The organism is Microbacterium sp. zg-YB36 (genome assembly GCF_024623575.2).
GTDB lineage: Bacteria > Actinomycetota > Actinomycetes > Actinomycetales > Microbacteriaceae > Microbacterium.
In genome coordinates this window covers 172,973-185,799 of sequence record NZ_JANJFD020000003.1, presented here as the reverse complement: position 1 = coordinate 185,799, position 12,827 = coordinate 172,973, and the positions used below count along the sequence as shown (strand labels likewise).

The window sequence follows — 12,827 nt, the reverse complement described above, 5'->3', positions numbered from 1 at the left end:
CCTGTCAGCGGTACAGACCGGGCTCGACGACCCCGGCGTAGTAGAGGAAGTTGGCGTGGGTGTACTCGTGACTGCCGCCCATGGTGGCCACACGGTTCGGGCCGTACTCCAGGTCCGCACCGAGGAACGGGGTGAAGCCGGGCTGCTGATTGAGGTAGCAGCGGCCGTCGTCGCGCATGATGCCGATGAGTGTCTCGGTCACGATGCGTGCGCCGACGGGACCGAGGGTCAGACCGCCGGCGGCCACCTTGGCCTCGGCCATCTCGTAGTACCACATGGGGGTCTTGGTCGCGAAGGGCTCGTAGACGCTGCCGATCTCCTCGAGGTCGGCCTTGGTGAGGGCATCGACCCCCATCTCGCGCGCGACGGCCTGCCCGGGAGGCAGGGCCCACGTGAGTACGCGCAGGAGGTCACGCTGCGTCAGCATGCTGAACTCGGTCTCCAGCCCTCCGGGGATGGCCGGACCGGGCAGCGTGAACAGCACGCTCGTGATCTTGGGCGTGATGCGCCGGTTGTGCACGACCTGACCGTCGCCGAAGTCGAAGAACGACTGCCACCCGAGGTACCGCCGCGGTGCCGGATACCCGCCGAGCATGTCGTCACGGTCGAAGGTGTTGTTGTCGAAGCGCGTGGTCGGAATGGCTGCATTGAATCCGAGCCCGTAGAAGGGGGCCTTCGCCGGGTCGGCGCTGGCGCCTGTACCGCTGGAGAAGTTGGCTCGGTAGGCGGCGTCGGCCTGGCTGTGACCGAACTTGAACGAGGCCGAGTTGAACTCGATCGGCATGAAGGCGTTTCCCGCCGGCGGCTTGTAATAGCGGTTGCCGTTCGCGAGCACATCGTCGACGACGGCCTGCCCGACGACCTGCGGCAGGTACTCGTTGATGATCAGCCAGTGGTAGTGCCAGAGGATGACCTCCTTGGCCACCAGGTGACGTTCGTTCAGGTTGGTGAGGTCTGCGTCGCGTGCGGTGGAGTAGGGCTTGAGGTCGATCTCCGACAGGTCGTCCAGAACGCGGTTGTACGCCATCATGTATGCCGCCATGAGGCCCTCGAGCGTCAACGTCTGGGTGTTGCGGCCGTCCGGGGCGAGGGTCTCGTAGGAGCCGTCGGACTTGGAGGTGAAAGGCACTGTCTCGTAGACGCCGCCGGTGCCGATCTTGACCTTGCCATCGGACTCGTACAACCTGCGGGATGTGCCGGGGCCACCGCCGAAGACCGCGTCGAGGTCGAGTGACGGGGTCCGCTCGTTGGGCGTGAGCAGCGGGTTGGCCGGAGCCCCCAGCACCGAGGTCGCGTCGAACGTGATGTCGTGCGTGATGAACTGGCCGAAGAATGTCGTCCCGACCGTCTGCGTCGGGTTGAAAGGGTTGCGTCCGAAGGTGTCTGTCGCCGTGGGAGTGCCGTTCACGGCGGGGTCGAAGAGCAGGCGCTCCGGGGCGACGGTGAGGTCGTCCATGGCGTCCATGATGCCGCCGCGCTTGCCGACCTCCATCAGCGCCTGCCGAACGATGTCGTCAGGGTGTGCGAACGGTTCGGTGCGCAGTGAGGGGAACATGATGCCGAATTTTCCGGCGTTCTGCGGGATCCCCTTCGATGCTGACGCCGCGAGGGTCTGCGAGGGCGTCGGCGCCGGTACGGGGGTGCCGCCGCCCTGCCCCGAGATGGCGGCGGCGATGCCGGCCCCGCCGGCGACCAGGCCCGCCCCGGTCACGCCGAGCACCTTCAGGAAGTTGCGGCGGGAGGAGCCTGCACCCGATTGTGCGTTCTGCTCCGGCGCAGCGTCTGCCCGCTCTCCAGAAGTCATTCGGATCCTCCTTGACCCTTCGCCCGCCAATCGAGCACTGTACGGTACCGTATAGTACAGATCCCAGAAATGCGATATTGAGGTTCCTAGGGATTTTAGTACCGTACTGTACAGTTCACGCGAGCACGAAGGAGTGCGTCGCCGGGTTCTGTCCGCACGAGGGCGTGCCGGCGTCCGGTCAAGTGAGACGAAGGAGCAAGAGCATGGGGTTTTCCCTTCACGAGCACCGAAGGATGCGGCGCATCGTCGCCGCCGGGCTGGCTGTCGGTCTCGCCGCCGTGCTGGCATCGTGCAGCGCCGGCGGCGGAGGCGGCCAGATCTTCTGGACGAACAGCGGCACCGAGGTCGGTGTCCCCAACCGGGACGAGGGGATCAACTCCATCGGGGCCGCCAACCTGGACGGCAGTGAGTCGAACCCCGAGTTCATCACCGGGGCGAGCTTCCCGATCGGAGTGGCCACAGACGGCGAATACCTCTACTGGAGCAACGGAGATCAGAACACGATCGGCCGCGCGACGCTCGACGGCTCGGAGGTCGACCAACGGTTCCTCGCCGAGCTGAGTTCGCCCGCCGGCCTGGCGATTCACGGTGACTACCTCTACTGGAGCAACGCCAGCCACAACACGATCGGACGATCGAGCCTCGACGGCTCCGATGTGAACGACGCCTTCCTCAGTGGCGCTGACTTTCCCAACGCGATCGCCGTCGACGACGACTTCGTCTACTGGGCCAACAACGGCGACAACACCATCGGCCGATCCAACCTCGACGGCTCCGACCCGGACCAGGCTTTCATGACCGGTGTCGTCACGCCGGCGGGCCTGACTGTGACGGATGAACACCTGTACTGGACCAGCCGCAGCGACGGCACGGTCGGCCGGGCGAACCTGGATGGCAGCGAGCCGGAGCCGGACATCATCTCCGGCGCGAACACGCCCGCGGGCGTCGCGGTGACCGACTCGTACCTCTACTGGACCAGCAGCGACGGCACCGTCGGCCGCGCGAACCTCGACGGGAGTGACGCCGACCCCGACTTCTTGACGGGGGCTCAGGGCCCGGGCGCGCTCATCGTCTGGCAGGGGTGACCCCGCTGCTTCATCTGCGGTGAGGAGGGCCGCCCGGAGTCGTTCCGGGTGGCCCTCCTCACTCTGCAGAGACGACGGCTCAGGAGGGGCCGCCGGGACCGCCGAAGAGCGCAACGCCCTGGCGGGTCCACGCGCTGTCGTTGAGCGTCGCGTGCTGGGCGATCGTATAGATGTCGCGTAGCCGACGCTGCAGCGATGAGTCGCTGTAGATGCCGCGGGCGCCGTAGGTGCGGAAGCACATCCCGACCACGTCGATGCAGGTGTCGATCACTGAAGCGTTAGCGGCGGAAGCCTCGGTCATGAGACCGATGAAGTCCTGCTCCGGGTTCTCCCGCAGGGAGAGGGCGCTTGCGCGGATCAACGCCCGAGCGGCGCGCAGTTCGGTGTGCGCGCGGCCGATGCGGTGCTGGGCGACGGCGTCATCCGCGATGCGGGTGCGGGCCATCACGCGTTGACGACCGGCGGCGGAGTCGGCGACGTCGTTCAGCGCCCCCTGTGCGACGCCGATGGCGATGGAGGCGAGTTCGAAGCCGAACTCGATGAGCGGGTACCGCGTGATGCCGGGGATGCAGGGTTCTGCGCCCAGCCCGAAGGTGAACTCCTCCGGCACGAACACATCCTGCAGGGTGAAGTCGTTGCTACCCGTGCCGCGCATGCCCAGCGTGTGCCAGGTGTCGATGATCTCGGCGTCCGCGCGGGGCACCAGCATGGCACGGGTCGCCGGCTGGCCGGGCGGACCGTCCGGTCCACCCGGCCGCGGCTGCCCACCCTGCGTGACCACGCAGTTCGCGAACAGGAAGTCCCAGTTGTCGCAGCCGCTGGCGAACCCCCAGCGTCCGGTGACGCGGTAGCCGCCGTCGACGACCTCTGCCTGCCCCTGCGGACCGAAGGCGCCCCCGACGGTGATGTCGGAGCCCTCGGCGTAGATCCGCTCGAACGTTGCGCGCGGCAGCCAGGAGAGCACCGCGGGGCTCTGGATGCCGATCGAGGTGGCCCAGGCGACCGACCCGTCGACCGCGGCCAGGGTCTCGATGACGTCGAGCACCTCATCCGAACTCGCCTGCAGTCCGCCGTGGCTGGACGGCAGCAGCAGCCGGTACATCCCCGCGTCACGGAGCGTCTTATGCAAGTCGGCCGGAATCCGGCGGAGCCGCTCGATCTCCTCGATCCGCTCACGGATCTCGCCGACCACGTCCTCCATCGCCGTTCGCACGCCGTGTGGTGCCCCGATCGTCGTCATGATTCCTCGCTTCTCATTCGCGCGTCCTCGCACGAGTCGGTCGCTTTGGCGGCGTTCCGATGTGGGATTAAACGTACTGTACGGTACTGTTCTTGTGTTGTCAGCAGACGGAGGGAGATCGAGTGAAGGTGCTCATCACGGGGGCGTCCGGACACCTGGGGCGCGCGGTAGCCGGCCTCCTGCTGGAGCGGCTGGCGCCGGCGGACGTGGTCCTGGGTACCCGGAGCCCCGACGCTCTCGCGGACTTCATGGCGCGCGGTGCCGAGGTGCGCGAACTCGACCTGGACCGCCCGGAGACCCTGCCGGGCGCGTTCCTGGGTGTCGATCGCGTCCTCCTGATCTCCACGGACGCGTTGGGTCGCCGCGGGGTGCAGCATCAGGCCGCAATCGATGCCGCGACGCGCGCCGGTGCGACCTTCATCGCCTATACCTCCTTCCCCGTTCTGGGGTCCGGAGACGTCATCTCCGCAGATCACGCGGCCACGGAACAATCTCTCAAGGACGGTCCGCTGGAGTGGTGCATTCTGCGGAACTTCCCCTATGCCGAAGGCGAGACGCGCGCGTTGGCGGAGGCCGTCGCGCGCGGCGAGCTGGTCTCGAACACGGGGGCCGGGCGCACGGCGTTCGTCTCCCGGGCGGACTGCGCGGCGGTGGCAGCGGCGGTGCTGACCACGAGCGGTCACGCCGGTCAGGTGTATGACGTCACCGGCCCTGCAGCGCTGGATGCGCAGGACCGCGCGCGCCTCTTCTCCGAGGTCAGCAGCCGGTCGGTCCCCGTGCGCCATGTCGATGACGAGACCTTGGCTCGGGAGCTCGCCGCGGCCGGCGGCGCGCCGTTCCCGGTCGCGCTGGCCATGGTCTCGGGCATCGGGGGCGCCACCCGGGAGGGAGCTTTCGCGACCGTCAGTGGAGTCGTCTCGCGGTTGACCGGCCGCGAGGCGACCCCGCTGCGCACCGTCCTGGTGAGCGCGCAGGCAGCTGGCTGACGGGGCGCTAGGCACCCATCCGCCGCGCTGCCGGTGCCCGATGGCCCGGACTGGCCGTCGTGACGATCCGGTTCTCGATCGTGCCGAGACCCGCAACGGTCATCGTCACGACGTCGCCCACCTGGAGCGGTGGCGGCGTCTGCTCGCCTCGCCGACTCCACCACTCGGCGAGGGCGCCGCCTCCGACCGTTCCGGTAGCGAGCACATCACCGGCACCCACCCAGGCGTCGCGCGAGGCGTGCACGAGCAGCTCGGGGAAGCTCCAGGCCAGGGTGGCGAGGCTGTCGCCGCCGACCAACTGGCCGTTGACGCTCACCTGCATGGTCAAGTCGTAGCGATCCGCGGTACGCCATTGCTCCAGTTCGTCCGGGGTCGTGATCCACGGACCCAGGGTGTGGGCGAAATCCTTGCCCTTGCTCGGGCCGAGGCCGACCTGCATCTCGCGGCGCTGGACGTCTCGGGCCGACCAGTCGTTGAAAACGGCGTAGCCGACGATGAGCGATTCCGCCTCGTCCAGTGCAGCGTCGCGCACGCGGGTGCCGACGATCGCGGCCACCTCGAGCTCGAAGTCCAAGGCCGTAGTAAATGGCGGCATGGGGATGTCGCCGAACGGCGCGGTGAGCGCGTGCGGGTTCATGAACAGGAACACCGGCGCCTCGTACCAGGCGTCCGGCACTCCCGCCGCACCGCCGCCGACCGTGGCGTTCACACCTTCGACGTGCCTCTCGAAAGCGACGAAGTCCCGCATGGCAGGCGGGTCGATGGGGGCAACGAGGGCGGCTCGGTCGAGCGGGACCGCCTCGCCAGCCTGGGCAGACAGCTCCTCGCGGGCGTCGGCGGGAAGATTCAGGATGTCGAGCACGTCCGAGCCGACCGGAAGCGGTCGGAGCGTGTCTGCTTCGACGAGGGCGACGCGGATCGCGCCGCCCTCGCGATACCGGGCAACGCGCATCGCTCAGTAATCCAGGGTCTCGTAGAACTCCCGCTGGCGCGTCTCCAGGGCGGGGATCGCCTGCCCGAGGGCCCACGTCTTGAAGTGGTCGTACTCGGCGTGCGCCTTGAAGGCCGCCTCGTCGGTATAGACCTCGAAGATGCGGAACACGTTCGGCTCCGCCGGGTCCTGGTACGGCTGGTAGTAGAGATTGCCCGCCTCCGTGCGGCTGGCCGGCGCAAGCTGTTCCAGGGCCGCGCTCACGGTCTCGGCCTCGCCGTCCTTGGCGGTCCACGTCGCGCTGCAGATGAATGCCATGTCTCGTTCTCCTTCTCATTCGGCGGTCCCGGCGGCGGGACCCCTCGCCCATCCAATACGAGCCGGTGACGGGGACCAGGGGTTACTTCCGATAATCGGAAGCCGTCGGCAGGCACTGATTGCCGTCACATTACCGGTACTGTACAGTTCAGTACGGCGACGCGCCTTCCCGGCTGCGACAGCGCTGTCGAGTCGCCCGCAACGAGAGAGAGCGTCGCCCGTGTTCGACACCGTGGACCACACCCCACCCGCCCAAGGCACTGATCGATTCCTCACCGACGAAGGCCGGCGCATCGCCGCCGCGGTCGCGGAGCTTCGTCCGCGGATCCAGGCCGCCGCGCAGGCTGCCGAGCAAGCCAGAAAGCTGCCGGACGACCTCATTGAGGCTCTCGCCGACACCGGCCTCACGCGCGCGGTGGTGCCCATCGAGTACGGCGGGCTCGCCCTCGGCGCCCGTGACGTCGCCGAGATCGCGATGGAACTCGGTCGCGCCGACGCCGCCGCCGGCTGGGTGTTCATGGTTTCCGGCGGCGCCCGCATGATCTCCACCTTCCCCGAGGAGTTGGTCGACGACCTGTACCGCGAAGTGGACACCTGGAAGGGGCCGATCGCAGCAGGCGGCTCCACGTTTGCGGCTGTCACCGGTGAGGGGCGGCGGGTGGAGGGCGGCTGGATGGTCACGGGCAAATGGACCTTCGTCAGCGGCAACCACAGCGCTGCCCGGATCTTCGGCGGCATGCACTGGGTGGACGGTGAGCGGGAGGGACACGGTCTCGTCATGTTCGACCCCGGGCAGCTCGAGCGCCTCGATGACTGGGCGGTCGCGGGCATGTCAGCGTCCGACAGCAACAGCATGCGGGCCGTCGATGAGGTGTTCGTGCCCGACCACCGATTCGTGGACATGGCCGACCTTCCCCGGCATATGGACTCCGCCCACCAGCGATACGGGGGTCTGGCCTACCAGGCGAAGATGCGGGCCTCAATGCTCACGGTCTCGATCATCACGATCGGGATCGTGGCCGGCCTGGCCAGAGGATCCTTCGACGCCTTCGTGAAGCAGACTGGAAAGAAGCCGTTCAGCCCGCCCTACGCGTCGGTCGCCGAGATGGCGACATCACAGGTGACGGCAGCCAAAGCACGCGCCGCGATCGAGATCGCCGAGACCATGCTCGTGAAATACGCCGACCTGATCGATGCGCACGCGGTTGCCGGCACGGACTTCAGCGGACCCGAGGAGTCGCAAGCAAGCGTGGAACTCGCCTACGTCGGCCAGCAGTGCCACGACGCGATTCAGAGCATGGCCCGCATCATCGGATCTTCGGCATACGCGCTGTCCAACCCGATCCAGCGCTACCTCCGCGACGCTGCGGTGATCCTGTCCCATGGCGCGATGCGCCTCGAGTCGCTCGCCGAGATCTCCGGGCGCCAGCTGCTCGGCCAGCCGCCGTTCGACATGTTCGCTGCCGGCCTGCAGAACAAGGCGCCGGGCAAGTGACGGCGGGCCGCGCTGCCGGCTCCCGGCCGCCTCGTCGGCGCGGGGGGTCACCGCCGCTGGGAGACGCACGCGCTTCCGAATAGCGGAATTCACCCCGGTTCCCTCGCTAGGATGATCCGATGAGGTCTCTCGGCACCGGCGAGGGGGCGGTCGCGGAGGTCGTCGCCGTCATCCGCACAGCGATCGTCAGCGGGCGGCTGGCTCCCGGTAGTGAAATCGCTCTGGCCGAGCTCTCCGAGCAGCTCGATGTCGCGATGACGACCACTCGCGACGCGCTGACGCGCCTCGCCGATCAGCGCCTCGTCATCGAGTCCAGCGACTTCCAGTTCCGCGTTGCGCAGGCGTCCCGCGCAGAGCTCGCCGAACTCACCGAGTTGCGTCAAATCGTCGAAGGCGCTGCCGTGCGGCTGTCGGTGGAGCGCGGCGACTCCGGGTGGGTGCAGCGGGTCCGGGAGAGCTACTCCGCCCTTGCCGCGGTGGAGCGCGTCTCGAATCGCCCCGGGACGCAGGAGGACTGGCGGGCCGCGCACACGGCCTTCCACGAGGCGCTCTGCGCCGATGCGCACAACGCGCGCCTGACCGCGCTGGCGGCGATCCTGCGGGATGAAGCCGAGATCTACCGTCAGCTGTCCGACTCCGCGTCGACGCCCGAGCGTCGCGTCGAGGTCGCGGGCGAGCACCGGCGTCTGATGGAGCTCGCCGTCGCTGGGCGGGGCGACGAGGCGAGAGATCTACTCCACACGCACTTGGCCGGCACGAGGGATGCCGTCATCGGCTCCGTGTGGCCGGACGACAGGCCATGAGGGCGGCCAGGGTGCCGAGGGTGCGCTGATGTCGGTCATCGAACGCAGCGTTCAGATCATGGACGAGCTGGCGACCGCCGGAGCGCCGGTGATGCTGACGGATCTGAGTGCCCGCACCGGGCTGCCGCTGACCACAGTGCACCGGTTGTGCGCCCAGCTTCTGGCGGAACAGCTCATCGAACGCGGCGAGGGTGGCGGGTTGATGATCGGTACGCGCACGTGGGTGCTTGGTCGCAGGCATGCACGGACGGAGCGGACCCGTTTTGTCGCGGGGAGGTTCCTGCACGATCTGCACGAGGTCACCAGAGGGACGGTGGACCTCGTCCTCTTGGATGGCGAGCGCTTGCGCGTGGTCGAACGCTTGAGCGGGCTGACCCACACCCGCGCCGACTGGCGGAGCCTCCCGGAGGGCGTGCCCCTGCACCGTACGAGCGCGGGGGTCGCCATCCTCGCCGCGCGCTCCGATCACAGCGTGGCGGAGCTCCGCCGCGCGGCAGGGCCGGAAGAGGCGGCCGACGTCGACGCCGCGATCCGTGACGCGCGCGCTGGCCGCGTGGTCCGGCGTGCGGACCCTCTGGACGGGCGGCGTGTGACTCTGGCCGCCGCAATCCGCACCAGAGGCGAGGTCGACAGTGCCCTGGTCCTCACCGTCGACGGCGACCGGGCCGCCCGCGTGCAGGCGCCCTCGGTACTCGTCACGGCTCGCCGCATAACGGCGGCGCTGGCCGCCGAGGGATAGGACATCGGATGACGGATTCCGGATACCGGAATCCGTCATCGCCCTCCCGTCCGCCGCTCGCTACGTTGACTTCGGCTCACAACAGCGGGAGGACCGGCACCATGACCATCGGATCGATTTCCGAGATCGGCTACGTCTCGCTGGGGACGCGCGATTTGCGCGCCTCAATCGAGAACGCGGAGAACATCCTCGGCCTCACTCCCGTGGAGATCACGGGGACCAAGGCGTACTTCGGTTCCGGCACGGGCACGCGCGACCTGGTCTACACGGTCTCCGATATCGATGGTGCCGACCACTTCGGTCTCATCGCACCCACCCTCGACGAGCTCCACGCCATCCGAGCCAAGGTCGACCGGGCCGGCTACCGGGTCGTCGCCGATCAGCCGTATGAGGACTACATCGAGGCAGGGTTCGCGTTCGTGGGGCCCGAGGGCTTCACGTTCCACGTGCATCTGGGCCCCACCCGCTGGGCTGTCCGCGCCGGCGGGTTCGGCCCCGACCGTCTCGGCCATATCACCGTCCGCACGCAGCACACTGTCGCCTTCGCGAAGTTTCTGGTCGACGTCTTCGACTTCCGTGTCTCCGACCGGATCGGTGTGTCTGCGGGGTTCTTCCTGCGCTGCAACCCCGATCACCACGGGATCGCTCTCATCGAGAGCACCTGGAGCGGACTGCACCACCACGCCTGGGAGACACAGTCGATCGCCGACATCGGCCGCCTGGGCGATCGCCTCGCCCGTGCGGGCTCCCGCCTCGTGTGGGGCCCGGTGCGCCACGGCGCCGGCCATAACATCGCGGCCTACTACGAAGAGCCCAACGGCGCGATCATCGAGCTCTACACCGATCTCGAGCGTATCTACGACAAGGAGCGCCCCGAGATCGTCTGGGACCCGGAGGATCAGTACTGGCTGAACCAGTGGGACGGCAACATGCCCGTTCGCATGACCACCGCCGGCTGCCCGCTGTTCGACCGCTGATCACCCCCCGACAAGGAAGACCCGCATGCGCATCGCCAATCTCGACTCCCGCGCCGTACTGAAGACCGACGACGGGTGGCTCGACATCGAACGCAGCAGCGGCGGCCGCTTCCCGGCGGACATCCAGGCCCTCTACGAGCGGTGGGCGGAGTTCACCGCCTGGACCGAGGATGCCACCGGCCATGCTGTCGACGTCTCCGCCGACGCCGTCTGGGGCGCGCCGACACCTCGGCCGGCGCAGGTCTTCGCCATCGGCCTCAACTATCAGTCGCACGTCGACGAGAGCCCGGTGGGCGTGTCGCCGGTGCCGGCGGTGTTCACCAAGTTCCCGTCCAGTGTCATCGGGCCCTACGCCGAGGTCGTGCTGCCAGACGGCGGCAACACCGATTGGGAGGCGGAGGTCGTCGTCGTGATCGGCGCAGCGGCCCGCAACGTGAGCGCCGCCGATGCGTGGCGGTACGTCGCCGGGCTCACGATCGGACAGGATCTGTCCGAGCGGATCTTGCAACTCGGTGCGCATCCCCCGCAGTTCAGTCTCGGGAAGTCGTTCCCCGGCTTCAGCCCGATGGGGCCAGAGTTGGTCAGCGTCGACGAATTCGACAACCCCGATGACCTCGGCTTCGGGTGTGCGATCGACGGTGAGGTGATGCAGGACGGGCGCACCCGGAATCTGATCTTCTCCATCCCGACGCTCATCGAGCACTTGTCCGGCGTCCTGAAGCTCTCCCCGGGTGACATCATCTTCACCGGCACGCCCGGTGGTGTCGGCAACGCGCGCGAGCCCAAGCGGTTCCTTCAGCCCGGCGAGGTGCTCACCACGTGGGTAGAGGGCATCGGAGAGATGCGGAACACATTTCGGCCTGAGCGCGCACCGCGGGGCCCCGCCTTCGAGCGCTGAGCGTCGAAGGCGAGGCCCCGTGGGATCCGTTCAGACGCCGACGGGTGCGGGAATCTGACCCGGCTTCGGAGCGCCGGGCGGCAGCTCCATGCGTCGCTCGGGCACCTGCGCCTGCAGGGGGAGCAGCGCCTCCGTCCAGCGCAGCACCTCGTCGAGGTGGAACGGCAGGGTGTCGGCGACGATCGGAGTCGGGTTGAACACGCCGTCCTTCACAAGGGGAGCGACGAAGGGGATGCAGACGTTGTCGCCGATGGGCACCATGCGCAGTGTCGTGACGATCTGCTTGAGCACCTGGACACCCCGCAGGCCGGCTGCGATCCCGCCGTAGCTGACGAATCCGACCGGCTTGTACGCCCACTCCCAGAAAAGATAGGAGATCGCGTTGAGCAGGCTCGCCGGTGGCCCGTAGTTGTACTCCGGGGTCACGAACAGGAACGCGTCGGCGGAGGCCACGAGTCGGCTCCACTCCTTCGTGTGATCGCGCAGATACTGCCCCATGCGCGGATGATTCGGCTCATCCAGCATGGGCAGGTCGAGTTGCGCCAGGTCCGCGACCGTGACGTTGAAGCCGCCGTGCTCGCGGGCGCCCTGGGCGGCCCAGTCGCCGATGGCGCCCCCGACGCGCCCTGGTCTGGTGCTGGCGATGATGACGAGCAGTTCAGGCATAGTGATCTCCGATCGTGGATCTAGGTGCGTACGGTACTGTACGGTGTCGTTCGGTGAGTGGCAAATGCTCCGGTGTGACGACGACCCATGCGGACCGTCCGACTCGGGCAAGACGTTGCCGACCTGATCCCGGCGATAGCCGCGGTCACCGCTGACGATTGAACTGAGGACACCCATGAGCACCGAGACATCCGTCTACGCCACGTCGCCCAAACCTCGCCCGATCCGCGTGCCCAAACTGCACCACGCCACGTTCATGACCCTCGAGATCGACCCCATGGTCCGGTTCTACGAGGCGGTGTGCGGCTTGCAGCCCGTCTTCTACTCGCAGGATGCTGCCTGGCTGACCAACGACGAGGCCAACCACCGCATCGCGCTGCTGCGCATTCCCGGTACGAAGGCGCCGGTGGACAAGCCGCACACCGCGGGGCTTCACCACACCGCGTTCGAGTACCCCGACTTCGACCAGTGGCTCGACAACTACGTGCGACTGCGCGACATGAACATCGTCCCGGCCTTCTCCATGGATCACGGCATGACCATGTCCATCTACTACAACGACCCCGATGGCAACGGCATCGAGATCCAGGTCGACAACTTCCACGACTGGGGCAAGTCGACCGAGTGGATGTGGGCGTCACGCGAATTCTCAGAAGATCAGCTCGGGCCGCAGTTCGACCCGGACAAACTGGTCGAGGCCCGTGCCGCCGGGCTGGACCACGACGAGATCCACCGCCGCGCCTACGCCGGCGAGTACCGCCCAGCCGTCGAAGTGCCCAACCCCGCCTTCCCCGAGGTGTGGGCCGACCGCATTGCGGCCAACCCGGCGCTCGCCGCCGGCGTGCCGTTCCCGACGGGGGCCTGACCTATGCGGATCGCAAATCT

13 protein-coding genes are annotated in these 12,827 nt (G+C 68.0%); 8 read left to right on the top strand and 5 right to left on the bottom strand.

The genetic code is table 11. From position 1 onward, the window contains the following. Window positions 1–4: 4 nt before the first annotated feature. Window positions 5–1,804 carry a peroxidase family protein gene (locus NQ151_RS10150; protein WP_257527999.1) on the bottom strand — a complete coding sequence of 600 codons (1,800 nt, stop codon included), beginning with the start codon at window positions 1,802–1,804 and terminating at the stop codon, window positions 5–7. Between the two features lie 203 nt (window positions 1,805–2,007). Here NQ151_RS10150 and NQ151_RS10145 point away from each other — a divergent pair, with 203 nt between their 5' ends. Further along, on the top strand, window positions 2,008–2,889 hold the full coding sequence (locus NQ151_RS10145; RefSeq protein ID WP_257527998.1) for a virginiamycin B lyase family protein: 882 nt from the start codon (window positions 2,008–2,010) through the stop codon (window positions 2,887–2,889). 79 nt (window positions 2,890–2,968) lie between these two features. On the opposite strand, the gene NQ151_RS10140 is transcribed toward NQ151_RS10145, so the two are convergent. Then, window positions 2,969–4,129 carry an acyl-CoA dehydrogenase family protein gene (locus tag NQ151_RS10140; RefSeq protein WP_257507441.1) on the bottom strand — a complete coding sequence of 387 codons (1,161 nt, stop codon included), beginning with the start codon at window positions 4,127–4,129 and terminating at the stop codon, window positions 2,969–2,971. 122 nt (window positions 4,130–4,251) lie between these two features. On the opposite strand from NQ151_RS10140, the gene NQ151_RS10135 reads away from it, so the two are divergent. Further along, a complete protein-coding gene (locus tag NQ151_RS10135; protein ID WP_257527997.1) occupies window positions 4,252–5,115 on the top strand; it encodes an NAD(P)H-binding protein in 864 nt (287 codons plus the stop codon). Window positions 5,116–5,122: 7 nt separating this feature from the next. Here the strand turns inward: NQ151_RS10135 and NQ151_RS10130 are convergent, their stop codons facing one another. Both NQ151_RS10130 and NQ151_RS10125 read right to left on the bottom strand, forming a co-directional pair. Next, entirely contained in the window at window positions 5,123–6,067 is a 945-nt protein-coding gene (locus tag NQ151_RS10130; protein ID WP_257507443.1) for a fumarylacetoacetate hydrolase family protein, read from the bottom strand. A gap of 3 nt (window positions 6,068–6,070) precedes the next feature. Next, complete coding sequence (locus tag NQ151_RS10125; RefSeq protein WP_257507444.1) at window positions 6,071–6,364, bottom strand: putative quinol monooxygenase; 294 nt, start codon at window positions 6,362–6,364, stop codon at window positions 6,071–6,073. Between the two features lie 220 nt (window positions 6,365–6,584). On the opposite strand from NQ151_RS10125, the gene NQ151_RS10120 reads away from it, so the two are divergent. The 5 genes from NQ151_RS10120 (at window position 6,585) to NQ151_RS10100 (ending at window position 11,276) form a co-directional block, all read left to right on the top strand. Further along, complete coding sequence (locus NQ151_RS10120; protein ID WP_257507445.1) at window positions 6,585–7,859, top strand: acyl-CoA dehydrogenase family protein; 1,275 nt, start codon at window positions 6,585–6,587, stop codon at window positions 7,857–7,859. A gap of 119 nt (window positions 7,860–7,978) precedes the next feature. Beyond that, window positions 7,979–8,662: a GntR family transcriptional regulator gene (locus NQ151_RS10115; protein ID WP_257507446.1), complete on the top strand. Its 684-nt coding sequence runs from the start codon at window positions 7,979–7,981 to the stop codon at window positions 8,660–8,662. A 28-nt stretch (window positions 8,663–8,690) separates the two neighbouring features. Continuing rightward, window positions 8,691–9,401, top strand: a complete 711-nt coding sequence (locus NQ151_RS10110; protein ID WP_257507447.1) for a helix-turn-helix domain-containing protein — start codon at window positions 8,691–8,693, stop codon at window positions 9,399–9,401. A 101-nt stretch (window positions 9,402–9,502) separates the two neighbouring features. Continuing rightward, window positions 9,503–10,378, top strand: coding sequence for a VOC family protein (locus NQ151_RS10105; RefSeq protein WP_257507448.1), 876 nt, complete (start codon window positions 9,503–9,505; stop codon window positions 10,376–10,378). 25 nt (window positions 10,379–10,403) lie between these two features. Next, complete coding sequence (locus tag NQ151_RS10100) at window positions 10,404–11,276, top strand: fumarylacetoacetate hydrolase family protein (RefSeq protein WP_257507449.1); 873 nt, start codon at window positions 10,404–10,406, stop codon at window positions 11,274–11,276. A gap of 30 nt (window positions 11,277–11,306) precedes the next feature. Here the strand turns inward: NQ151_RS10100 and NQ151_RS10095 are convergent, their stop codons facing one another. Further along, window positions 11,307–11,942: an NADPH-dependent FMN reductase gene (locus NQ151_RS10095; protein ID WP_257507450.1), complete on the bottom strand. Its 636-nt coding sequence runs from the start codon at window positions 11,940–11,942 to the stop codon at window positions 11,307–11,309. Window positions 11,943–12,117: 175 nt separating this feature from the next. Between NQ151_RS10095 and NQ151_RS10090 the strand changes: the two genes are divergently transcribed. Continuing rightward, entirely contained in the window at window positions 12,118–12,807 is a 690-nt protein-coding gene (locus NQ151_RS10090; RefSeq protein WP_257507451.1) for a VOC family protein, read from the top strand. Window positions 12,808–12,827 lie beyond the last annotated feature (20 nt).